This is a genomic window from Halalkalibacillus sediminis (assembly GCF_002844535.1).
GTDB classification, from domain to species: domain Bacteria; phylum Bacillota; class Bacilli; order Bacillales; family Alkalibacillaceae; genus Halalkalibacillus_A; species Halalkalibacillus_A sediminis.
The window spans coordinates 869704-893685 of the sequence record NZ_PJNH01000001.1 but is presented as its reverse complement, the minus strand read 5'-3'; the positions used below and the strand labels follow the sequence as shown (position 1 = coordinate 893685).

Here is a 23982-nt window from a genome sequence, read left to right as displayed (position 1 = left end):
CTAGAAAAAAACAGCCAGTTATATATAGGAAGAAAAATTTATTTATGAAAGTTTTTTGAATTGTTCTTGAAGACCCCTCTTTTTAAGTTCATCTTCAATCAGTTTAATAAAATCTCTATTCAGCTTTAAGTCTTTTGCTTTACCATATGATTCGATTAACAACTGATTTGATAATTGTTCCATAATTTCATTAGCCTATTCGGCTAGCACCTCCTTAGGTGTTTTTCGATAAATGTATCGTATCACGAAATACTTGGTTGCTCAACTGAGGTAAAGTGTTAATAACTTGTGCATAACTTGTGGGTAAAGATGTGTGTAATTGCCTCGATAGTTGTCATACTGCTGTGGAGATTGTTGATTTGTTTATCCACAGCGAGAAAAATGAAGCTATTTGTCGAACGATTTATGTTATTTTCACAAATTTAAATTGCACAAATCAGTAAATTTAAAAATAATCTCTAGGAAAACAAAGGTTTCTTAATAAACTTGAATCAACTCACCAAGTAATCATGACGTAGGAAAATGTCGATTATTAGCAATTGATGGGAGCTTTATTGTGCAATAGTAAACCGAGTGGTGGCAGATAGCGGTTCAAAGATTTTAAAAGTTTCTTGTTTTATTTCCTGATCTTTTGTATTAGTTCTTCACATATTTCCTCGTCAGTTTTTCCAAGATTAATGAAATTTCTTTGAAACAAGGCTTAGAATTGTTTATGATGAAGGTTAGCAAGAGTAAATTGAGGTGAATTCGTTGTTAAATAATTTTTTACCGAACGACCATGTTCAAACGGTATTTGAAATTACACCAGAGTTTTTGCATGAAAAAGGTATAAAAGGTGTCATCACAGATTTAGATAATACTCTAGTTGCTTGGGACCAAGCCGAAGCAACTCCAGAAATAATAGAGTGGTTCAAACATTTGAAAAGTTCAGGCATTGAAGTGACGATCATGTCTAACAATAGTGAAAAGCGTGTCTCTTTCTTCTCTGAACCACTGGATATCCCATTTATATATAAAGCTCGAAAACCCAAACGTGCTGCTTTCAAGCGAGCAAAAAAAGCAATGGAGTTACCTGAAGAACAGATTGTCGTAGTCGGTGATCAGTTATTGACGGATGTGTTCGGTGGCAATCGTGCCAATCTATTTACTGTATTAGTAGTACCAATTGTAGAAACTGACGGTTTTTTTACTCGTTTTAATCGATTAATTGAAAAACGTTTATTGGATTATTTTAAAAGTAAAGGGAAGTTGAACTGGGAGGAGTAATATGGAAGCAATCTATTGCCAAGGGTGTGGCGCAGAAATCCAGACAGAGGATAAATCAAAGATAGGATATGCACCACCCACAGCACTCGAACGTGAAGAAGTTATTTGCAAGCGATGTTTCCGGTTGAAACATTATAATGAAGTACAAGATGTCGATATGGGTGCATCTGATTTTCTAAAGATTTTGGATCAGATTAGTAGCTACGAAGGAACAATTGTCAATGTCGTTGATATTTTTGATGTGCATGGAAGCTTCATTCCTTCCATTCACCGTTTAGTAGGTAATAAACCTGTTATTCTAATTGGGAACAAGGTTGATCTATTACCTAAATCGACGAACCTAAATAAAGTCAAACAGTGGATGAGGAAGGTTGCAAAAGACTTCGGAATCCAAGTACAAGACATTTTCCTTGTAAGTTCTGTAAAAGGTACTGGAATGAATGAGGTTGCGTTTGAATTAGAGAAAATAAGAAAAGGGAAAGATATATACGTTGTTGGATGTACGAATGTGGGTAAATCTACGTTCATCAATTATTTGATAAGTAAAAACGTCGAAAATCAAGAAGTGATCACTACTTCATATTTCCCTGGAACAACACTCGGTTTTATTGATATACCGTTAGACGAGACTTCTTCAATGATCGATACACCAGGAGTGGTAAATGCACACCAAATGGCTCATTTATTATCCGATAATGATTTGAAGGTAGTAACCCCTAAAAAAGAAATTAAACCGAGGGTCTACCAATTGAATCAGGGTCAAACCTTGTATATCGGTGGACTAGCTAGAATAGATATCGATAATGCAGATGAAAAGCACGGTTATATTTGCTATTTTTCGAACGAGTTGACAATCCACCGTACAAAGCAGGAAAATGCTGATCGTCTTTATGAAGATCATTTGGGTGAAATGCTTTCCCCACCCGGTGAAAACACCTTAAGAAACTGGCCAGAATTAGAAGCTCATACTTTCACATTAAATTCTTCCATGGACGTGGTCATCTCAGGATTGGGTTGGGTGAAAGTACCTGAGAAGGGTGTAAGAGTTAAGGTATATGCCCCTAAAGGTGTCAAGGTCATGCTGAGGGATCCAATAATATAAGGGGGAATACAATATGTATCGCCTTGGATTAGTTGGGAATCCAGTAAAAGAATCGTTATCTCCAGGGATTCATCAAACATTTTTGAAGATGTTTGACCTTAAAGGAATATACGATTTGCATGAAGTAGAGGACCTTGAGGGCTCAGGAGTCATAGAGCAGTTAAAAAGAGAAGAATATCACGGTTTTAACGTTACTATTCCTTTCAAAGAGAGCATTATCCTATATTTGGATGAACTAGATGGTCATGCTATTAGAATGGGAGCGGTTAACACCGTCAAGAACGTAGACGGTCGTTGGATTGGTTATAATACGGACGGGATCGGATACTACCGTTCGCTTAAAAATTACTATCCAGAGTTCACAAATGAGTTAAAAAATAAAAAGGTACTGATTATTGGGGCAGGTGGCGCTGCAAAAGGAATTTTATATATTTTGCAAGATAACGGGGTAAGCCAGGCTGATTTAACAAATCGAACGATTAGCAGAGCTGAAAATCTTGCCGATTTATATAATAATAGTGAGGCTAAATCAATATCACAAGCAGAAGCTGATCTTGCTTCATACGACTTAGTCATCCAAACAACACCTCTTAGCCGCAGTAAGCAGTCACTAATCTCTTTAACTAACCTTTCCGATAACACAATAGCAAGTGATATAGTATACCATCCCAAAAAGACCCCATTTCTTGAAAAGGCAGAAGAAATTGGTTGTTCGCTCCTATTTGGGGAGTCAATGCTTTGGGAGCAGGCTGCTGAGTCATTTGAAATTTGGACAGGCTTAGAAGTTAACAAAAATTATTTTAATAATAAATTATAGGAAGGGAGCTTCTTATCATGTTGACTGGTAAACAAAAGCGTTATTTAAGAAAAGAAGCACACCACTTGAACCCTATTTTCCAAGTTGGAAAAATGGGAGTAAATGAAAATATGATTGAACAAATCAATGAAGCTCTTGAAAAAAGAGAATTGATCAAAGTATCTATTCTTCAAAATAATATGGATGATAAGACAGATGTGGCAGATCAGCTGACACAAGGAACAAATGCTGAGCTTGTACAAGTTATAGGTAACATCATTGTGTTGTACAAAGAGTCTAAAGAAAACAAGCAATTACAATTACCTTAAAAAAGTGAGCAAATACTATGAAGAAAATCGGATTGTTTGGAGGTACATTTGATCCTCCACATATTGGGCACATTCAGCTCGTTAAAACAGTATTAGAAAGTTTAGAATTAGATGAAGTATGGCTAATTCCAACTTACACACCCCCTCATAAAGAAGGAGCAAGGGCTGATTCTCAACATCGTTTGAATATGCTGCGCTTATTAATTGATGGAGAAGATCAACTTTCAATTTCTACAATTGAATACAAACGTGAAGGAAAATCATACACTTTGGATACGGTAAAAGAACTGAAAAAACTATATCCTAAAAACCAATTCTATTTCATCATTGGTGGGGATATGATTGATTACCTTCCAAAATGGCATCGAATAGATGAACTGAAGCAGTTAATCCAGTTCGTCGGTGTGCAAAGAAAAGGGTATAATAATCCTAATGACCAAGATGTTCTGATAGTAGAAATGCCTCCAATAGAGGTCTCTTCAACAGATATAAGAGAGAATATAAAATTAGGAAGAGTTCCCGTCGGTTTGCCGGATTCAGTGAGGGAATATATAAAGGAGAATCATCTTTATGAAGACTGAACAAGCACTGGCACATTCAAAAGAAGTACTCAACCAAAAGAGATATGAACATGTAGAACGCGTAACAGAGACGGCTCTCCGACTAGCGGATTTACACGGAGAAAATGCCTCGAAAATCGGTATAGCAGCAGCCCTCCATGATTTCTCGAAGGATATGGACCGGGATGTACTTCGTTCTTGGATTATCAATAGCGGTGATTTGCCCAAAGATCTTTTGCATTATCATCATGAGCTTTGGCATGGCCCTGTAGGCTCAAAAGTAGTCGAGAGAATGTTCCTGTTAAATGATCCTGAGATTTTGGATGCGATCAGATACCACACTACAGGTAGGATTCATATGAGCACCACAGATAAAATTGTCTTCATCGCTGATTATATTGAACCTGGTCGAACATTCGAAGCAGTTCATGAAGCACGAGATTTGGCTCAGTCCGATTTAGATCATGCTTGCAGGTACGCTTTAAAGCATAGCATCGACTTTTTAATGAATAGGAAACAACCGATTTACCCTGATACTTTTCAGGCTTACAATCAATTAACACAACAAATTTATAAATAATTATTGGAGGTTTCATTGAATGGAAAGTAAAGAATTATTAGAGATAGCAGCTAAAGCTTGTGATGACAAGCGTGCTGAGGATATAGTAGCCCTCGACATGAGAGAGGTGTCATTAATTGCAGACTACTTCTTGATTTGTAATGGATCAAATGAACGTCAGGTGGATGCCATTAGTAAAGCAATAAAGGATGCTGTAGAAGAAAAAGGAATAGAAGTAAAGAAAATTGAAGGAAAAGAACAAGCGCGTTGGGTCTTGGTAGACTTGGATGATGTGGTTGTCCATATATTCCACAAGGACGAAAGATCATATTACAACATTGAAAAATTGTGGGGAGATGCGGATAACGTACCGCTGTCTTTTAATTAATCTATGATGTATCAAAAGATGGCTGAAGTATATGATCAACTAATGTCTGACGCACCTTATGAAGAGTGGGTTGACTTCTTCAACTATTTTCATCAGGGGATTAATGGTGACCATAAGATATTGGATGTAGGCTGTGGAACGGGTGAGATAGCCATTCGTTTGGTGAATCAGGGTTTCAATGTATCAGCTTTTGACTTATCTAATGAAATGATTTCAAGAGCCAAAAGTAAATGCCCTGAGGGCCGGATCCATTTCTTTCAAGATGATGTGAGAAGCCTCTCACTAGCTGAAAAATTCGATACAGTTTATAGCTTTTGTGATGTCGTTAATTACTTGAATGATAAAAAAGACGTGAAAATTGCTTTTCAGAAAATCTATGACCATCTGAATGAAGGAGGTACCTTCATTTTCGATGCTCACAGTCCTTCTTATATTAAGAAATTGTTATCAGATCATATCTATTCTGAAGTAGCGGACGAATATTCGTATGTATGGTTTTGTGAGCAGGGTCGATCAGAACTTGAAGTTATTCATGATTTGACCTTTTTCCTTCAAGAGAAGGACGGTCGTTACCAAAGATTTGATGAGGTTCATACTCAGCGCACTTTCTTGCAAGAAGAATTTAAGAATTTCCTTAATGAGGTCGGCTTCAATAAGGTAAGTTATTACTACGATTTCTCCACGGTGGAAAATAACGACGATGAAGCATCAAGAATATTTTTCATCTGTCAAAAATAAATCAAGCAAAGGCTTACAGTAATGAGCTTTTGCTTGATTTTTTATAGATTAGCAGTAAAATTATATTATTAAGATTCAGAATGAATTTTCTGAACCATTTCACCAATGATCTTTTTTTCGGAATCGAACTTTAAGTGGGTTGATTCAAATACTGGTTCGAATATATTCTGAAACGTACCCTCTAGCGCTTTCATGCCTTCCCCGGTAATACCACCTTTTACCATCACTTTCTCTTTTAGTGTTGAAAATGTGTATATGTTTTCATCTAGTAATTTTCCGTAACCGATAATCATTGTCTCAGCCATTTTAGATGCTTCTTCTTTTGGTAAACCAGTTTGTTTTACAGCTGCTTCGATCATGGATTCAAGAATAAAACTTATAAAAGCAGGACCACAAGATACGATGTCTGAACTGATTCTGACATGCTCATCACTTATCTCGATCGGAGTAGAAAACTCTGAACAACAATCCCATAATATTTCTTTGAACCCGTCATCCATATTTTCATTGAATGTAACGAGAGTCGCTCCACTTAAGGCGCGATTTGTAATACTAGGGATAATCCTAGCGGTATTATGATGGAGGATAGCACCTAACTGGTCTACGAGTATAGAGCTTGTAATGGAGATGACGCATTGGTCTTCATTAATTTTATCCTTAAGTTTTTTTGCTATATCGATAATATCTTTTGGTTTCGCACACAAAAGTATGATGTCACATTCGCGGATTACAGTATCCATCGCTTGCACAATATGTACATCAGGATAGTCATTTTTGAGTTCGTAGGCTTTTAGAAAACTGCGATTATATAGAAAAATGTTCTTTTCTGAAACTGATTTGCTCGAACTGAGTGCATGCAACCATACTTTCCCCATATTACCAGTTCCGATTATTCCCCATTTCATTAAATGTCCTCCTCAAAAAAATCAAAGTTTCCTTTTCTAATATGTATATGAAAGTAGGAATGAATCATGCCAATACAACCAAAGTGGCTCGTTTTTATCGTGAGTTCTGTAATCTTAATATTCATTGCTATTTTTTATTTATCAAATGAGAAAGAGGAAGGAATAGTTATAGAAAGCTTTGCTTCTGAAGATGCTCTAGAGGAGAATAGATCCTCTGAGGTTGAACAAGAAGAGATATCAACTAAACTCGTTGTAGACGTCAAAGGTGAAGTGAGAGAACCTGGAGTTTATGAAATGGAAGAGGGTGATCGAGTAAAGGATGTGATTGCTACTGCTGGTGGGTTGTCTGAAGGTGCAGACTCTTACTCAGTTAATTTAGCACAAAAGCTTTACGATGAAATGGTTGTTATAGTACCGAACAAAGAAAACAGCGTTTTAAATCAAGCTAAGGGACATGATGACCGGATTAGGATTAATCAAGCTAGTTTAAATGACTTGACTTCTCTACCGGGGATAGGGGAACAAAAAGCACAACAGATCATTCAATACAGGGAGGAGAATGGACCTTTTAGGCAAGTGGAAGATCTATTAGAGATCAGCGGAATAGGTGAAAAGACCTTAGATAAATTAAGAGAACTGATTATAGTTCATTAAGTGTATTGACGGGCCTATGCACCTCTTATAGTATTGATATAAAGTAGGGAGGTCGTTTTAATGGAAAGAATCTCATGGAATCAATATTTTATGTCTCAAAGCCATTTGTTGGCGCTCAGAAGTACTTGTGAACGTTTAGCTGTGGGAGCAACAATCGTCCGAGAAAAAAGAGTGATTGCTGGCGGGTACAACGGAAGCGTATCAGGAAGTGTTCATTGTATTGATGACGGTTGTAAAATTATAGATGGACATTGCGTGAGAACTATCCACGCAGAAGTGAACGCTATTTTGCAATGTGCTAAGTTTGGTGTTCCTACGAAGGGTGCCGAAATGTATGTCACACATTTTCCATGCTTGAATTGTTGTAAGACCATCATTCAAAGTGGAATTAAAAAATTGTTTTATGCTACAGATTATAAAAATCACCCTTATGCCCTTGAATTGTTCGAGGATGCAGGTGTTGAAATTCAGCAAGTAGAAGTAAATTACTTGAATATTGATACAAAAACAAAAGATAAATATTATTTTATTTCTTCCTTGTTACATAAATTAGAGGAAAATGGTGTAGAAGAGCAAGAAGTTAAGCGATTGAAGGAAGAAGCAAGTTCGTTATTTACTTCATTAGAATGAGGTTAGCGATTTGAAGGGTCGATGGTTTTTTGTTGCGGTTTGTTTTTTATGCGGATACCTTCCTGATGGTATTGCCTGGCTTGCAATCATTGGTTGGTATCTGTTGTTTATTCAACTGTTAATTAAGAAGCCGTGGATTTTTCTGCTATCATTTTGCTTCTTTATATCCTCTCTCTACATTTCCTCTACCATGACAACTACGCCAATTAAGGAAGATCGATCAGTTAATGAGACGTTCGTCATCACCACAAATCCCACTAGATCTGATGAAACTTTAGAATTCAAAGCCAAAAAGATTAGTACAGGAGAAGTTTTCATATTCTATTCCGATCAAGTAAATGAACTACCTAAGTTGGTACATGGCGCCACATGCACAATTGATGCCTTATTGAAGCCTCCTAAACCAGCAACGAATCCAGGTCAGTTTGATTACCGTGAGTATTTGGTCAAAAAGGCCATCAGCGGATTATCATATGACTTTAATGTTTCACATTGTTCCGACCGCTCAGGAATGTCTTATGTTTTTGAATTGAGAGAGCGGATTAAATATCATCTAGAGAATACGTATTCATCAGAAACATATTCATGGATGAATGCATTACTATTAGGTGATCAATCTTTGATTCATAAAGAAACGATTGATCATTTTCGTCTTTGGAATCTCTCACATATCCTCGCAATATCAGGACTTCATGTAGGTTTAATCATTGCTATTATTTATGCTTTTTCACAATACGTATTAAGGTTGAGTACTCACCAAATAAAACTGATTCTCCTAATGTTCCTGCCGGTTTATATCATTTTAGCCGGAACTCAGCCCCCTGTAATACGAGCCTCGTTAATGGCAATCTTCTTGATCTTATCCAGCTATATTAACAAAAAAACACTCACAATCGACATAGTGTTCATTGTCATGATTGCTATTCTTATTGTCGACCGCTATTTAATTTTCCAAATGTCTTTTCAGTTTTCTTTCCTAGTAACGATCGCTTTAATTTTATCCAAAAATTTTTTGATTCAATCTCATTGGATATGGATGTCACTAAGAATTTCATTGATCAGCCAGTTGATTATCCTTCCCTTACAATTTCAATATTTTTATTACACTAATTCCTTATCAGCTATCGCCAATTTAGTACTGATTCCATACTTTACCTTGCTGATTATTCCGTTCAATCTTTTATTATTTTTGGTTTCATTTTTGCCAAAAGAGTTGACTGACTTCTTTGACTGGGCATTTGTAACTTTACATGGGAATGTAATTAATGCATTCATGAAGATTGATGCGAAATCATGGTTTTTTTGGGTTGTAGGAAGTTTACCTATTGAAGTAACAATAATTTTCTATGTTTCTTTACTGTCGATGTTCATATTTTGGGATTTGAATAAAAGGAGAATAGCCTGCTTTGCCGGTGTTTTAAGTATTATGGTGATTTTGGGGAATCAGTATCTTCCGTGGTTGGATAAATCCTTCAAAATTACGATGTTGGACTTAGGACAAGCTGACTCATATGTCGTTGAATTTCCGAATCGCTCAGGCATTGTCATGATAGACGCCGGGGAAAAGCTTTCATTTAGTGAAGATGATCATACTTCAGTTAATTACGATAAAGTAATTAAACCATACTTGTGGTCGAATGGAATTAAAACAATTGACGCTCTTTTTATCACTCACCAAGATAATGACCATAACGGAGCTGCGCCAGATCTCATTAGCGCGTTCAATCCTTACAATATATTTTCTTCTACTGAGGAAGTGGACTATGTATTGAAAGGATCATTTCATAAATTACAGCAGGGTGATGAAATTTCTTTTGGGGAATCAAAGATAAGGGTGCTATGGCCAAATCACTCTTCAAATTTAAAAGATGAAAATGATCATTCTTTAGTACTTTTATTTCAATCCAATGGGAGCGAAGTTTTATTGACGGGGGACATCAGTGAAGAAGTCGAGCTTCAACTAATCAATCAGTATCCGTGGTTGAAGCCTGATGTGTTCCAAGTGGCTCACCATGGAAGTTTAACGTCTACACATTCTGCATGGTTGGACCACTTATCAGCGAATCATTCTCTCATCTCTGTCGGTCAGAATAACCTTTATGGTCACCCGCACCCTGTAGTTCTTGAAAGGCTTCAAAAGAATGGTGTACATGTTTGGAGAACCGACCAGATGGGAGCGATAGAAGTGGAACTGTATAAGGGACAAGGTACGATTAAGCCTTACTTGCCATAGTATAAAGTAAACTAAAAAAGAGACTGAACAACAGTCTCCCTAGGCATTTGTTATATTTGGTTTACGAACCGATGATTTTCATTGTTGTTCCGATAAAGAAAATAATGAGAAAGAATAAAAACGAAAAAGTAAAACCTTTTAAGGAATCAACAACATCGTTTGTCTTAGATTGTACATCTTTTTCAAATTCGTTCACGATCATCCCTCCTACGATAAGTACAGTATAAATGAATACATATAAAAAATCTATATTTTTTATGTGAATTCAAAAAGTTGTAGAAATTTGAAGTTTGACAAGACTTAACAGCAATAATTTAACCAATAATACACAAAATAAGTATAGCACCAAACTTCGTTGAAGGCAAAGCTTTCCGGGAGCTTGTCTCCAACGTTTATATAGATATTGGGGGAATAATTATTTATTCCCTCTTTATTTCATTTGATGTAACGTATAAAATTCAACTATAGGATGAAAAGGAGTGAATTTATTTGCATGCACAACAATGGGTGAGCTCAGTAAAAGATACCGATATAGCTCCTATCTATTTATTATATGGAGAAGAATCTTATTTCATACAACAAGTCATTGGTCAAATTGAAGACTTATTGAAGAAAAAATATGAGGACTTTGATAAGAATACATATGACATGGAAAGTACTGTTGTTCAAGAAGCAATTCACGATGCTGAAACTTTCCCGATGTTTACTGAACATAAATTGACTATAATTAATCGAGCAAGTTTTTTGACTGGACAAGCAAAAAAAGAAGAGCTCGACCATCAAGTTGAGGTCTTACAGGATTTTGTGGAACACCCGGTTGAATTCAGCACCACTGTTATAATTGCTCCTTACGAAAAGTTAGACCAGAGAAAAAAGATCGTTAAAGTACTAAAAAATAAATGTACGACTATTGATTGTTCACCACCAAAGGTTCAGGATATGCAATCAATGATTACATATTTGGCCAAGGATAAGGGATTGGACTTATCAGGTTCTGTAATTGAACTTCTTTTAGAAAGAGTAGGAGAGCATCTGGATGCTTTAGATCATGAGCTTGAAAAGTTGGCATTATATTTTGAAAATGATCATGTGACATATGAGGGAGCAGAAGAATTAATAAGTGTACATGCAGAAACCAGTTCATTTACTTTGATGGATGCAATTGTAGAATTACAATTAGGGAAGGCTTTACAAATATTAAAGGAATTGAAGAAACAAAACGAAGAACCGATTGCTCTATTAGCACTCTTGACATCACAGATTCGACTATTACTTCTATGTAAATTACTGAAAGAAAAAGGTTACCAACAACAACAGATGGCTAAACAAATAAAATCTCATCCATATGCAATAAAAATGGCTCTCAAAAGAGAAAGAAGACTTAGTGAAAGCGTATTGAAAGAAATGATTCATTCGGCAATCAAAGTCGATGAATTCATGAAGTCGGGGAAAATGGATAAGTGGCTGGCATTAGAAATGTTTGTAAGAGATATGTCTCAACATATTCAGGAAAGAAAATACAATTAAAAAAAGATCCATTCTTGGATGGATCTTTTTAAAGCTCAATGTCTTAATGACATTGGGTTTTTTAATTGTCTAGCACCATCTATTGAAAATGGCACTCGTTTGTTACTTATTTTTTATAGTTGATTAACTTTTTTCATCAACTTGCTTTTATGACGATCTCCATTGTTTGAATGGACGATGTTTTTCTGTACTGCTTTGTCGATGTTGCTTAATGCTGTTTTCAAAGATTCTTTTGCTTGATCAACATTGTTATCACGTACAGCTTTTTCCACACGCTTAATAGAAGAACGCATGTCGGAACGATATTTTTGGTTACGTAGGCGATTATTTTCGTTAATCACTACACGCTTTTTAGCACTTTTGATATTTGCCACTTCTCTTCACCTCCTGATGAAAATGTCCACCATTAATTCTTATTGATTGTTTACGGACAAGGGTCATTTTACCAAAGCTTGAGGAAGTTTTCAATAGTTTGATGTCAAGTTGTTTAACTTGTCGTTTATTTTATGATCATTCGGAGACAATAAATCGAAAAGGAGGTTGTTATCAATTGAAAAAACAAGAGTATAGTCCAAGGACGGATTTAGCAATTGAAGCAAAAGAAATGTTTGTTGAAGAAAACCCTGATAAAAAGCATGAACTGGATGGCATCATCATCAAGGAATACGAAGAGGAAAATATCAAATTGACGCGTGTAGAAATAAACGAGCAGGGGAGCGAACGGGTTGGTAAAAACCCTGGACAATATATCACTATCGAATCTCTAAAGTTGAGGGAATTGAATCAAACATTTGAAAATCAGGTTGCATCTGTACTAGGAAAGGAAATCGATCGCTTACTTAAGTACCATGAAGTCAATGAAGGAGCAAGGTGTTTGGTTGTTGGTCTTGGGAACTCTTATGTTACTCCTGATGCACTGGGTCCTGATACGGTTAAAAAGGCATACATTACATCGCATTTATTTAAATATCACGAGGGAGTAGTAGGTGAAGGATTCCGCCCAGTTTCTGCATTCAATCCTGGAGTCATGGGGTTAACAGGTATGGAAACCAGCAATATGATTAATGGGATCGTCAAAGAATTGAACCCGGATTTCTTAATTGTAATTGATGCTCTTGCAGCCCGTTCGATTGATCGTGTGAATACCACAATCCAGTTATCAGATGCAGGGATTCATCCCGGATCGGGGGTAGGTAATGACCGGAAAGAAGTTAGTGAGAAGACGCTCGGAGTTCCTGTGTTCTCTATAGGAATTCCTACGGTTGTAGATGCAGTAACTATTACTAGCGATACAATTGATTACTTACTGAAACATTTCGGACGAGAATTGGAAACAGGTGATCAACCAAGTAAATCTTTAGTACCCGCTGGAATGTCTTTCGGTGAAAAAAAGCAATTGACTGACGAGGATTTACCAGATGAAGAAGTTCGTGAACGCTTCCTAGGTGTTGTAGGGATGTTAGAAATTGAAGAAAAGAGACAATTGATCCAAGAAGTACTACGTCCTCTCGGTCATGACTTGATGGTCACACCAAAAGATGTTGATGACGTAATTATTCATATGAGTAAAATAATCGCCTCGGGTATCAACCAAGGTCTTCACCAATCAATCACTAATGAAAATGCTTCAGATTATATCAGATAGAAATCTTTTATTGGTTCTATCACTTCACCTCTCTGAATAGAGTTTTAATAGAACTTTAATAGAGAGGTTGAAGTGTTGTGAAACCGAGACTAAAAATCAATATGGGACAACTTAATAAATGGAAAAAACATCCCTTCCTTATATTCCAGGTGCTTTTTTTGGCACTTCTTCTTTTAACACCACTATTTTCATTTAAACCATTTCATGAAGCTTCATCAAACATTTGGAATCATTGGTTCAATGAAGTAGATGGTGAATCATTTTCTTTATTTATGACACTAGATCAGCCGGTTTTTGCAGGCATGGTTGATCATGACGATGATGTCTTATCAGTTACAGATATAGCACTACCACTGCTTACCAATTTACCTTATAGAGATGTGCGTTTGCTTTTTGGACAGGAACTACCGAATTTTCCACGTTCAAATAGTCAGATTGTCGTTGCTGGTAGTGGTACTAACTACTTGACAACCTCGATTGAATCGGCGCCACCAGAGGATTTGTTTGAAGAAGGAAATGAAAAAACAGAAGGTACTAATAAGACTCCATATAGTGAAGAAGCGATATTTATTTATACGACCCATAACCGAGAAGGATTTCTTCCACACTTACCTGAGGGAACCAAGCCAAATGAATCTTTCCATACAACAGAAAACGTCATGAAACTAAGCAAATATCTGAAAAACGAATTTGAGTCATATGGGATACCATCCTATGCGGATCAAACAGATTACTATCACAGGTTGCAGCAGGAAGGACTTGCTTACCATCAATCTTATGAAATTTCACGGCCAGTAGTTCAAGAAGTGCAATCTCAAAATGAAGAGGTAACTTATTATATTGATATTCATCGCGACGCCCAACCAAGAAATATAACTACTACAGAAATTGATGGTCAATCAGTTGGGAAGTTGATGTTCGTAATTGGTGGAGAGCACGAAAATTATGAGAAGAACATGGAATTCTCTGTTGATTTACACAATGCACTTCAAGAGAAATACCCTGGTTTAAGTCGGGGGGTTGAAGTGAAGAAAGGTTCTTCGACGAATGGTGTTTTCAATCAAGACATTTCTGGAAGAGCCATTTTAGTGGAGGTTGGTGGGTTTGAAAATTCGTTCGATGAATTGAACCGAAGTCTTGATATTTTGGCAGAAACTTTTAGTGAGCTTTACTTTGAAAAACATGAAGCAGAAAAGCAATAGGGGGGATCAACATGCGTACAATATTTACAATATTGATTATAATCATCATTTTTCAAATAGGTTTTGAGTTAGGACAGCAGCAGAGTAATTATCCTGTCAGACCTGAATTTGTCATCGAAAAAGAGAGCGATTTAACAGAGGTCTCTGCCCAACCCTCTTTTGCTTCAAAACACAACCTTGTTCTGGAAGAGCCGAGTGATTCAAACAATAACATGTACGGTTTAGCGACTATTGTAGAAAAGAATGTTAAACAGATCTTCAGTTTCATTTTTCACTTTTTCAATAGGTTCACCGCTATGTTCTTTTAGTTACATTAACGATTGATAATTGAATAATCCTTGTTCTATTGCTATAATCGAGCTAGCGAACAGACGCTTTACAGGAGTGAATAACATTGACAAAGAAAAAACAACAAAATGTAAGAAACTTCTCGATTATAGCTCACATTGACCATGGGAAATCAACGTTAGCAGATAGAATCTTGGAGAAGACGAAAGCATTGACTCAAAGAGAAATGAAAGAACAATTCCTAGATGCAATGGACCTAGAAAGAGAACGTGGAATTACAATTAAGTTAAATGCAGTTCAATTAAAATATGACGCGAATGATGGAGACGAATATACTTTCCACTTGATTGATACACCTGGCCATGTCGATTTTACATACGAGGTATCCCGTAGTTTGGCTGCTTGTGAGGGGGCAATCCTTGTAGTCGATGCAGCTCAAGGAATCGAGGCCCAAACACTGGCCAACGTCTATTTAGCTTTGGATAATGACTTAGAGATCATCCCAGTCATTAATAAAGTAGACTTACCTAGTGCAGACCCTGACCGAGTGAAGAAGGAAATTGAGGATGTCATTGGAATAGATGCAGATGACGCGATTTTGGCTTCCGCCAAAGATGGAAAAGGAATTGACGAAATTCTTGAGAGAATTGTTTCTGATATACCTGCTCCAGTGGGCAATCCTGAGGAGCCAACGAAAGCATTAATTTTCGATTCCCTTTATGATTCCTACCGTGGTGTCATAGCCTATGTATGTATCAAAGAAGGTAGTATCAAAAAAGGCGATAAAATTCGGATGATGCAAACAGGAAAAGAATTTGAGGTAAGTGAACTTGGCGTGTTCACACCTAGCCCTATTCAACAAGATGAATTGAATGTAGGTGATGTTGGTTTCCTTACAGCATCTATCAAAAATGTGGGTGACAGCCGAGTAGGTGATACGATTACTTTAGCAAATCGTCCCGCTGAGGAGCCGTTACCGGGCTATAAAAAAATGAATCCAATGGTTTTCTGTGGATTGTACCCAGTAGATGCTGATGATTATAACGATCTACGAGAAGCATTAGAACGTTTAGAATTAAACGACTCTTCATTACAATATGAGGCTGAAACATCCCAAGCATTAGGGTTCGGGTTCCGTTGTGGATTCCTAGGTTTACTTCATATGGAAATTGTCCAAGAACGTATTGAGAGAGAGTTCAACATTGAACTAATTACGACTGCACCAAGTGTTATATATGAAGTAGAAAAAACGGATGGCGAGTTACTTGAAATTGAAAACCCATCTCTTATGCCAGATTCTCAGCAAGTCAATGAAGTGAGAGAGCCTTTTGTCAAGGCAACTGTTATGGTACCAAACGATTTCGTTGGTCCGGTCATGGACATTTGTCAAAAGAAACGTGGTCAATTTCAGGACATGGAATACCTTGATGAAAATCGAGTGAACATTGTTTATGAAATTCCGCTTTCCGAAATTGTTTATGATTTCTTCGATCAATTGAAATCACAGACGAAAGGGTACGCATCTTTCGACTACGAATTAGTCGGTTACCGTACTTCTAACCTTGTAAAAATGGATATTCTACTTAATGGGGAATCCATTGATGCATTATCCTTTATTGTACACCGTGATTTTGCATTCCATCGTGGTAAACACATTGCTGAAAAATTGAAAGATTTGATTCCGAGACAGCAGTTCGAGGTTCCGGTCCAAGCAGCGATTGGAAATAAAATCGTTGCTCGTTCAACAATCAAAGCGATGAGAAAGAACGTTTTATCTAAATGTTACGGTGGAGATATTTCAAGGAAGCGTAAACTTCTAGAGAAGCAAAAAGAAGGTAAGAAGCGGATGAAGATGGTTGGTAAGGTTGAAGTACCACAAGAAGCATTCATGTCCGTGTTGGAAATGAATGATGATCAATAAAGGGAAGGGCCTTTGGGTCTTTCCTTTTTCTATTTAAAAAAGTCTATTTGTTTTAGAATTAAAGTAAAAACGAAGAGTTTCGCCATTTAGAGTCGGCGATAAACCAAGTTTTTCTTAAGAGGTGTTTTAAATGAATGTTAGAGCTACATATATCCATATACCTTTTTGTCACGAAATATGCCACTACTGTGATTTCGCTAAAATGTATTACGACGAAAGACTTGCTGATGAATATCTACACGCTCTCCATAAAGAGATGGAGTTCTATTTGGGCGACAATTCTAAACTGCAAATGGATACGATTTATATCGGCGGGGGAACACCAACCAGTTTGAATGAGCAACAGTTAGAGGTTTTGATGCAGTCCATTGACCACTTTTACGATATATCATCAGTTAAAGAGTTTACGATAGAAGCGAATCCTGGAGAATTCAATGAGGGTCATGTAAGAGTGATGAAGCAATATGGAATCAATCGAATCTCTTTAGGAGTACAAGTCTTAGATGATGATTATCTTGAAATGCTGAATCGAATCCACACGGTAGCTGATGTTGAAAAATCAGTAGATATGCTCCAATCTGCTGGGTTAACGAATATAAGCATGGATTTTATTTATGCATTGCCAGAGCAATCAGTATCTCATTTTAAAAGAACTTTAGAAAAAGCGCTTGCTTTCAATTTGCCTCACTATTCGTCGTATGCACTCCAAATCGAGCCGAAGACTGTCTTTTATCTGCGTCATCAGCAAGGGAAGCTTCATAAGCCTCCAGAAGAAGATGAGGTAGAAATGTACCATGCTTTACTAGATATGATGGAAGAGGCCGGTTTAAATCATTATGAGGTAAGCAATTTTTCGAAAACAGGTTATGAGAGTCTTCACAACTTGACCTATTGGGATAACAAAGAATATTTTGCATTTGGTGCCGGTGCGCATGGATACCTGAATGAAGAGAGATACGTGAACATCCGTCCGGTCAATCACTACATCCAGGCAATCCAACAAGGGGAAAAACCAATTTTGCACCGAGACACAATTACTTTAAAAGAAAAAGTGGAGGAAGAAATGTTTTTGGGCCTCAGAAGGCAGCAAGGGGTATCCGATCAAAACTTCCAACAAAAATATGGTTTTTCTTTTTACGATTTATATAAAAATCAGATCAGTCAATTGATTGAGAAAGGTTTTCTTGAGGAGTCAAATCGTAGTGTTCGAATGACAAGACAAGGGAAACTTTTCGGTAACGAAGTCTTTGCATCTTTCTTAATTGATGAAAAGATGTGGAAAAAGGTATTTACGAATTGACAGCATGCAATCATTTTGATAATTTATTATTAGAATTAGCACTCGATATTGATGAGTGCTAACAGGGGTGAGATAGACATGCTTACAGATCGCCAAATATTTTTGTTAAAAGTGATCGTCGATGAGTTCATACAGTCAGCACAGCCCGTAGGATCCAGAAATATTTCTAAGAAGGATGAAGTCACATTTAGCCCTGCTACAATTCGAAATGACATGGCGGATTTAGAAGAGCTAGGATTTTTGACTAAAACTCATTCTTCATCGGGTCGAATCCCTTCTGAAAAAGGGTATCGCTATTATGTTGACAATATCATGTCCCCGCTCCAGTTATCTAAGAAAGAAATTGGAGCTATCAAAGAATCATTTGACGAACGCCTAGTCGAGGTTGAGCGAGTCATGCAAAACTCCGCTCAAATCTTATCTGATATGACTAAATACACAACTCTTGTACTAGGTCCGGAAGTGTATGAAAACAAGCTAAAGCAATTGCAGATTGTGCCTTTGAATGCACATTCGGCTATTGCAATCTTGGTTACAAATACCGGTCATGTGGAACATAGGTTATTCGCCATTCCTTCAGATATCAGTCATTCAGATCTGGAGAAGACAGTGAATATTTTGAATGATAAGTTGTATGGTGTTCCGATTGTATACTTGGATCGGATGATTGAAAGTGAAGTAACTGACCTATTACAAAGGTATACGTCTGACTTTCAGCAATCATATGACTTGATACAGAAAGCTTTGTTCACTAGTCAACCAAATAACTTGTATGTAGGTGGAAAATCAAATATCTTGATGCAACCTGAGTTCAACGACATGGATACTGCACGCTCTTTGTTCAATATTATGGAGAGCGAAGAAAGAATCGCACCAATCTTAAAGCCTAGTAAAGAAGGTATGAATATCTTTATTGGTCACGAAAATAAGATAGAGGCGATGAATAATTGCACGTTGATCACAACTACTTACTCTCTAGGTGAAAACCAAGTTGGAACTATTGCCTTATTAGGGCCGACACGTATGGAGTATGCAAAGGTTGTTTCTTTATTGGATTTATGGAGCCGACAAATGACTCAAGCTTTGACTGATTGGTTTAACCAAGATTCAGACAGGTAATTGAACGACAAAGGTTGTTTAATGAAACTTGGCGATTTATGATGCCAAGTTTTTGTCACGCTTTTGCTTTGTTTTTAAGAAAAATTCATGATATATTATGCAATTGGAAAACATGGAGTATTGATTTGGGAGGTGACTGTATTGGATGAAAAAAAGACAGATGAACAAGTGTTGAATGATCAAGATGTATCAAAAGAGAATGTGGAAGAGCAAACTGTTGATACAGAAAATAATGAAGAAAATGAGCAAGAAGAAAAAACTGAAGTTGAACAGTTAATTGAGGAAAAAGAAGAACTAAACAATCGTTTGATTCGACTTCAAGCCGACTTCGATAACTACCGTCGTCGTGTTAAAAAAGAGAAAGAAAACGATTTAAAGTATAAATCTCAGGACCTGGCGACAGAGTTGATTCCTGTCTTAGATAACTTTGAACGCGCTTTGCAAGTAGAAGTCAGTGACAAAGATCAATCTTTTGTTGACGGAGTCAAAATGGTTTATCAACAACTACAACAGTCTCTAGCAAATGCTGGGATTGAAGAAATAGAAGCTGAAAATGAAAGCTTCGACCCACAAAAGCACCAAGCAATCATGCAAGTAGAAGAAGAAGGTTATGAATCTGATCAAGTGGTAGAAGTCTTACAAAAAGGTTACCAATTGAAAGATCGAGTAATCCGACCAGCAATGGTCAAGGTTAATCAATAAATTCATAAATTGAATAGTGTCATAAGGAGGAAATCAAAATGAGTAAGATTATCGGTATCGATTTAGGTACTACAAATTCATGTGTAGCAGTAATGGAAGGTGGCGAATCAAAAGTCATCCCAAATCCAGAAGGAAACCGTACTACACCATCAGTTGTTTCTTTTAAAAATGGTGAACGTCAAGTAGGTGAGGTTGCTAAACGTCAAGCAATTACAAACCCTAATACGATTCAATCCGTTAAGCGTCACATGGGTACAGACCATAAAGAGAAAATCGAAGATAAAGAATATACACCACAAGAAGTTTCAGCGATTATTCTTCAACACATCAAATCATACGCTGAAGATTATCTAGGTGAAGAAGTAAGTAAGGCTGTAATTACAGTACCGGCTTATTTCAACGATGCTGAACGTCAAGCTACAAAAGACGCTGGTAAAATTGCAGGACTTGAAGTTGAACGTATCATCAACGAGCCTACTGCAGCAGCACTAGCATACGGAATTGACCAAGACCAAGATCAGACAGTACTTGTGTATGACTTAGGTGGAGGTACTTTTGACGTATCTATCCTAGACATTGGTGATGGCACATTTGAAGTTGTATCTACTGCTGGTGACAACCGCCTAGGTGGGGATGACTTTGATGAAGTGATCATTGATCACATGGTTGCTGAATTCAAAAAAGAAAACGGAATTGACTTGTCTAAAGACAAAATGGCTAAACAACGTCTGAAAGATGCAGCTGAAAAAGCTAAGAAAGACTTATCAGGTGTAGCTCAAACACAAATCTCATTACCGTTTATCACAGCAGGAGAAGCAGGTCCATTACACTTAGAAATGAACATGACTCGTGCTAAATTTGAAGAGTTAGCTTCTGACTTAGTTGAACGTACAATGAAACCTACGCGTCAGGCTCTAAAAGATGCTGACATGAGTCCATCTGAGATTGACAAAGTATTACTAGTCGGTGGTTCAACTCGTATCCCTGCGGTACAAGATGCAATTAAGAAGGAAGTTGGAAAAGATCCTTCTAAAGGTGTAAACCCTGATGAAGTTGTAGCATTAGGTGCTACAATCCAAGGTGGAGTTCTTCAAGGTGATGTTAAAGACGTTGTGTTATTAGACGTAACACCACTTTCATTAGGTATCGAAACAATGGGAGGCGTATTCACTAAGTTAATCGAACGTAATACGACTATTCCTACAAGCGAACAGCAAGTATTCTCAACTGCAGCTGACAATCAGCAAGCAGTGGACATTCACGTACTTCAAGGTGAACGTGAAATGGCACAATATAATAAAACGCTGGGTCGCTTCCAATTAACAGATATTCCACCAGCACCAAGAGGTGTTCCTCAAATCGAAGTTAAATTCGATATTGATGCGAACGGTATCGTTAACGTAAGCGCAAAAGACCTTGGTACAAATAAAGAACAATCAATTACAATCAAGTCTTCATCCGGCCTTTCTGAAGAAGAAGTTGAAAGCATGGTAAAAGAAGCAGAAGAAAACGCAGAAGAAGATAAGAAGCGTCGTGAGGAAGTAGAACTTCGCAACGAATCTGAACAGCTAATTTCGACTGTAGATAAAACAATCAAAGATCTTGGCGAGCAAGTAACAGAAGAAGAAAAAGAAAAGGCTGAATCATTGAAAGGCGAACTTCAAACTGCTTTAGAAGGCGAAGACACTGAAGCTATCAAAGAGAAGAAAGAAGCTCTTGAGCAAGAAGTGCAAAACCTTTCTGTTAAGCTTTACGAGCAAGCTCAACAACAAGCAGAACAATCAGCAGGAGAGCAGCAGGACGAAGATGTTGTAGATGCTGATTATGAAGAAGTCAACGAAGAAGATAAAAAATAAGCAAAAGCTATAACACAATTGAAAGGAAGTCAAAGTCAAGGGTTCTTGGCTTTGGCTTTTTTAACGAATATGAACTCGAATGTAACGTTGATTGAGTTGTAGAATTAATGTTATGATAAACTTTATGCAAGAAGATGCAGGAGAGTGATCATCCAGTGAGTAAACGAGATTATTATGATGTTTTGGGTGTTTCTAAAGACGCATCCAAAGACGAAATAAAAAAAGCATATCGTAAGTTAGCAAGAAAATATCATCCTGATGTGAGCCAAGAAGAAGGCGCATCTGATAAATTCAAAGAAGCAAAAGAAGCATATGAAGTATTAAGTAACCAACAAAAGCGTGCCCAGTATGATCAATTTGGCCATGCAGGAGCACAACAAGGTGGTCAAGGCTTCGGCGGAGGATTCAATGCTGAAGGATTTGGTGACTTCGGTGATATATTTGATATGTTCTTCGGAGGTGGCGGTCGCCAACGCGATCCAAATGCTCCTAGAAAAGGGCAAGACTTGCAATATACTATGGAAATCCAGTTTGAAGAAGCGGTTTTCGGTAAAGACACAACTATTCATATACCTAAAGAGGAAGAATGTGAAACATGTGAAGGTTCTGGAGCCAAACCTGGATCTGATGTGAAAACCTGTTCACAATGTAATGGAGCAGGTCAATTGAATGTCGAACAGAACACACCTTTTGGTAGAGTAGTTAATCGTAGAGTATGTAACCAGTGTGAAGGTACTGGACAGGAAATTGAAGATAAATGTACTACTTGTGGCGGATCCGGGCGAGTTAAAAAGCGTAAGAAAATTGATATCAATATCCCAGGTGGAATTGATGATGGTCAACAAATCCGAGTTTCAGGCCAGGGTGGACCTGGTGTGAATGGTGGCCCTCCAGGGGATCTATTCGTTGTTGTACGTGTTCGTCGCCATGAATTTTTCGAACGTGATGGGGACGATATCCTTTGTGAAATGCCAATCACCTTTACTCAGGCAGCACTAGGTGATGAAATGGAAGTTCCAACCGTACACGGTAAGGTTAAGTTAAAAATTCCTGCTGGAACTCAAACTGGAACGCACTTCCGCTTGAAAGGCAAAGGTGCACCAAATGTTCATGGTTACGGGCAAGGAGATCAACATATTTTAGTTAAAGTAATTGTTCCTAAAAATATGAATGACCGCCAAAAAGAAATTCTTCGAGAATTCCATGAAATTACGAGTGATGAAGAAATCGATGAGCAGTCAGATAGCTTATTTACACGAATGAAACGTGCATTTAAAGGTTAATAAATAATTGAAATGAGTGGATGACATTTGAAATGGTCTGAAATAAAAATTCACACGACTAATGAAGCGATTGAACCTATTTCGAATATTTTACACGAGTCGGGAGCAAGTGGGGTCGTTATTGAAGACCCCCGCGACTTGTTTCAGGATCATGTAACCTTGTATGGGACAATTTATGAGCTTGATCCTAACGACTATCCTGAAGAAGGTGTATACGTTAAAGCTTACCTTCCAGTCAATAGCTTTTTAGGTGAAACAGTTGATGAAATTAAGCAATCAATCAGTAATCTTGTACAATTTGATATCGATATTGGTAAAAACCAAGTCACTATTTCCGAAGTGAACGAAGAAGAATGGGCAACGGCTTGGAAGAAATACTATAAACCAGTTAAAATTTCAGAGAAAATTACAATCATTCCTACATGGGAAGATTACACTCCAGTTAGTAGTGATGAAATCATCATCGAGCTGGATCCAGGTATGGCATTTGGAACTGGAACACATCCGACGACTGTATTAAGTTTACAAGCCTTAGAACAATATCTACATGAGGATGATATTGTTTTAGATGTTGGTTCAGGTTCAGGAGTATTGTCTATTGCTGCAGCTTTATTAGGGGCAAAGAAAATCTTTTCTTACGATTTAGATGAAGTTGCCGTAAAAAGCACACAAATCAATACAAAGTTGAACAAAGTCAATGACCGTGTAGATGCATCAAAAAATAACCTTTTAGAGGGTATTACTTCTACGAGTGATTTGATTGTTTCAAACATTCTGGCCGAAATCATTGTTCAGTTCACAGACGATGCATTTGAAAGACTTAAACCTGGAGGAGTATTCATTACATCTGGTATTATTAAAGCTAAGAAGGACTTGGTAAAACAGACATTAGTTGAATCAGGTTTTGAAATTATCGAAGTGAATCAGATGGAAGACTGGATTTCAATTGTGGCCAAAAAACCTGAATAATAGAGGTTAT

At 37.2% G+C, this 23982-nt stretch carries 26 protein-coding genes; 22 read left to right on the top strand and 4 right to left on the bottom strand.

The window, feature by feature from the left end; genetic code table 11:
• Positions 1–42: 42 nt before the first annotated feature.
• Positions 43–183, bottom strand: a complete 141-nt coding sequence (sda, locus tag CEY16_RS04745) for a sporulation histidine kinase inhibitor Sda (RefSeq protein WP_101330808.1) — start codon at positions 181–183, stop codon at positions 43–45.
• Between the two features lie 567 nt (positions 184–750).
• Here sda and CEY16_RS04740 point away from each other — a divergent pair.
• From CEY16_RS04740 to CEY16_RS04705, 8 genes are read left to right on the top strand one after another with little or no spacing between them, the layout of a single operon-like run.
• On the top strand, positions 751–1266 hold the full coding sequence (locus CEY16_RS04740) for a YqeG family HAD IIIA-type phosphatase (RefSeq protein WP_101330807.1): 516 nt from the start codon (positions 751–753) through the stop codon (positions 1264–1266).
• 1 nt (position 1267) lies between these two features.
• Positions 1268–2368 carry a ribosome biogenesis GTPase YqeH gene (yqeH, locus tag CEY16_RS04735; RefSeq protein WP_101330806.1) on the top strand — a complete coding sequence of 367 codons (1101 nt, stop codon included), beginning with the start codon at positions 1268–1270 and terminating at the stop codon, positions 2366–2368.
• Between the two features lie 13 nt (positions 2369–2381).
• Complete coding sequence (gene aroE / locus CEY16_RS04730; RefSeq protein WP_101330805.1) at positions 2382–3185, top strand: shikimate dehydrogenase; 804 nt, start codon at positions 2382–2384, stop codon at positions 3183–3185.
• 17 nt (positions 3186–3202) lie between these two features.
• Positions 3203–3493 (top strand): ribosome assembly RNA-binding protein YhbY, encoded by a 291-nt coding sequence (gene yhbY, locus CEY16_RS04725; RefSeq protein ID WP_101330804.1) that lies wholly within the window; start codon positions 3203–3205, stop codon positions 3491–3493.
• Between the two features lie 17 nt (positions 3494–3510).
• The gene (locus tag CEY16_RS04720) at positions 3511–4074 is read left to right on the top strand and encodes a nicotinate-nucleotide adenylyltransferase (protein WP_101330803.1); all 564 of its coding nucleotides are present in this window, start codon (positions 3511–3513) and stop codon (positions 4072–4074) included.
• A complete protein-coding gene (gene yqeK, locus CEY16_RS04715) occupies positions 4064–4633 on the top strand; it encodes a bis(5'-nucleosyl)-tetraphosphatase (symmetrical) YqeK (RefSeq protein WP_101330802.1) in 570 nt (189 codons plus the stop codon). The genes CEY16_RS04720 and yqeK overlap by 11 nt, the downstream gene beginning before the upstream one ends.
• Before the next feature lie 19 nt (positions 4634–4652).
• Entirely contained in the window at positions 4653–5000 is a 348-nt protein-coding gene (gene rsfS / locus CEY16_RS04710; protein ID WP_101330801.1) for a ribosome silencing factor, read from the top strand.
• Between the two features lie 18 nt (positions 5001–5018).
• Positions 5019–5738 carry a class I SAM-dependent DNA methyltransferase gene (locus tag CEY16_RS04705; protein WP_162297850.1) on the top strand — a complete coding sequence of 240 codons (720 nt, stop codon included), beginning with the start codon at positions 5019–5021 and terminating at the stop codon, positions 5736–5738.
• 68 nt (positions 5739–5806) lie between these two features.
• On the opposite strand, the gene comER is transcribed toward CEY16_RS04705, so the two are convergent.
• The gene (gene comER, locus CEY16_RS04700; protein WP_101330799.1) at positions 5807–6643 is read right to left on the bottom strand and encodes a late competence protein ComER; all 837 of its coding nucleotides are present in this window, start codon (positions 6641–6643) and stop codon (positions 5807–5809) included.
• A gap of 66 nt (positions 6644–6709) precedes the next feature.
• On the opposite strand from comER, the gene CEY16_RS04695 reads away from it, so the two are divergent.
• Genes CEY16_RS04695 through CEY16_RS04685 form a run of 3 tightly spaced genes read left to right on the top strand, consistent with a single transcriptional unit; the run spans position 6710 to position 10160 of the window.
• Positions 6710–7297, top strand: a complete 588-nt coding sequence (locus CEY16_RS04695) for a ComEA family DNA-binding protein (RefSeq protein WP_101330798.1) — start codon at positions 6710–6712, stop codon at positions 7295–7297.
• A 60-nt stretch (positions 7298–7357) separates the two neighbouring features.
• The gene (locus tag CEY16_RS04690; protein ID WP_101330797.1) at positions 7358–7927 is read left to right on the top strand and encodes a ComE operon protein 2; all 570 of its coding nucleotides are present in this window, start codon (positions 7358–7360) and stop codon (positions 7925–7927) included.
• A gap of 10 nt (positions 7928–7937) precedes the next feature.
• Positions 7938–10160 (top strand): DNA internalization-related competence protein ComEC/Rec2, encoded by a 2223-nt coding sequence (locus tag CEY16_RS04685; protein ID WP_101330796.1) that lies wholly within the window; start codon positions 7938–7940, stop codon positions 10158–10160.
• A 61-nt stretch (positions 10161–10221) separates the two neighbouring features.
• Here CEY16_RS04685 and CEY16_RS04680 read toward each other — a convergent pair whose 3' ends face one another.
• Positions 10222–10356, bottom strand: coding sequence for a YqzM family protein (locus CEY16_RS04680; RefSeq protein WP_101330795.1), 135 nt, complete (start codon positions 10354–10356; stop codon positions 10222–10224).
• A 293-nt stretch (positions 10357–10649) separates the two neighbouring features.
• Here CEY16_RS04680 and holA point away from each other — a divergent pair, with 293 nt between their 5' ends.
• A complete protein-coding gene (holA, locus tag CEY16_RS04675; protein WP_162297849.1) occupies positions 10650–11687 on the top strand; it encodes a DNA polymerase III subunit delta in 1038 nt (345 codons plus the stop codon).
• A 113-nt stretch (positions 11688–11800) separates the two neighbouring features.
• Here holA and rpsT read toward each other — a convergent pair whose 3' ends face one another.
• A complete protein-coding gene (rpsT, locus tag CEY16_RS04670; protein ID WP_101330793.1) occupies positions 11801–12061 on the bottom strand; it encodes a 30S ribosomal protein S20 in 261 nt (86 codons plus the stop codon).
• Positions 12062–12237: 176 nt separating this feature from the next.
• On the opposite strand from rpsT, the gene gpr reads away from it, so the two are divergent.
• The 10 genes from gpr (at position 12238) to prmA (ending at position 23972) form a co-directional block, all read left to right on the top strand.
• The gene (gpr, locus tag CEY16_RS04665; protein ID WP_202908597.1) at positions 12238–13332 is read left to right on the top strand and encodes a GPR endopeptidase; all 1095 of its coding nucleotides are present in this window, start codon (positions 12238–12240) and stop codon (positions 13330–13332) included.
• A gap of 77 nt (positions 13333–13409) precedes the next feature.
• Positions 13410–14534 (top strand): stage II sporulation protein P, encoded by a 1125-nt coding sequence (spoIIP, locus tag CEY16_RS04660; RefSeq protein WP_101330791.1) that lies wholly within the window; start codon positions 13410–13412, stop codon positions 14532–14534.
• Positions 14535–14545: 11 nt separating this feature from the next.
• Positions 14546–14842, top strand: a complete 297-nt coding sequence (locus tag CEY16_RS04655; RefSeq protein WP_101330790.1) for a hypothetical protein — start codon at positions 14546–14548, stop codon at positions 14840–14842.
• Between the two features lie 86 nt (positions 14843–14928).
• Positions 14929–16743: a translation elongation factor 4 gene (gene lepA / locus CEY16_RS04650; protein ID WP_101330789.1), complete on the top strand. Its 1815-nt coding sequence runs from the start codon at positions 14929–14931 to the stop codon at positions 16741–16743.
• A 130-nt stretch (positions 16744–16873) separates the two neighbouring features.
• Positions 16874–18043 (top strand): radical SAM family heme chaperone HemW, encoded by a 1170-nt coding sequence (hemW, locus tag CEY16_RS04645; RefSeq protein ID WP_101330788.1) that lies wholly within the window; start codon positions 16874–16876, stop codon positions 18041–18043.
• A gap of 78 nt (positions 18044–18121) precedes the next feature.
• Positions 18122–19162 (top strand): heat-inducible transcriptional repressor HrcA, encoded by a 1041-nt coding sequence (hrcA, locus tag CEY16_RS04640; RefSeq protein WP_101330787.1) that lies wholly within the window; start codon positions 18122–18124, stop codon positions 19160–19162.
• Positions 19163–19294: 132 nt separating this feature from the next.
• Positions 19295–19864 carry a nucleotide exchange factor GrpE gene (gene grpE / locus CEY16_RS04635; RefSeq protein WP_420795517.1) on the top strand — a complete coding sequence of 190 codons (570 nt, stop codon included), beginning with the start codon at positions 19295–19297 and terminating at the stop codon, positions 19862–19864.
• Positions 19865–19902: 38 nt separating this feature from the next.
• Positions 19903–21720, top strand: coding sequence for a molecular chaperone DnaK (gene dnaK / locus CEY16_RS04630; RefSeq protein ID WP_101330785.1), 1818 nt, complete (start codon positions 19903–19905; stop codon positions 21718–21720).
• A 155-nt stretch (positions 21721–21875) separates the two neighbouring features.
• Positions 21876–23003, top strand: a complete 1128-nt coding sequence (dnaJ, locus tag CEY16_RS04625; RefSeq protein ID WP_101330784.1) for a molecular chaperone DnaJ — start codon at positions 21876–21878, stop codon at positions 23001–23003.
• Positions 23004–23030: 27 nt separating this feature from the next.
• Complete coding sequence (gene prmA, locus CEY16_RS04620; RefSeq protein ID WP_101330783.1) at positions 23031–23972, top strand: 50S ribosomal protein L11 methyltransferase; 942 nt, start codon at positions 23031–23033, stop codon at positions 23970–23972.
• Positions 23973–23982 lie beyond the last annotated feature (10 nt).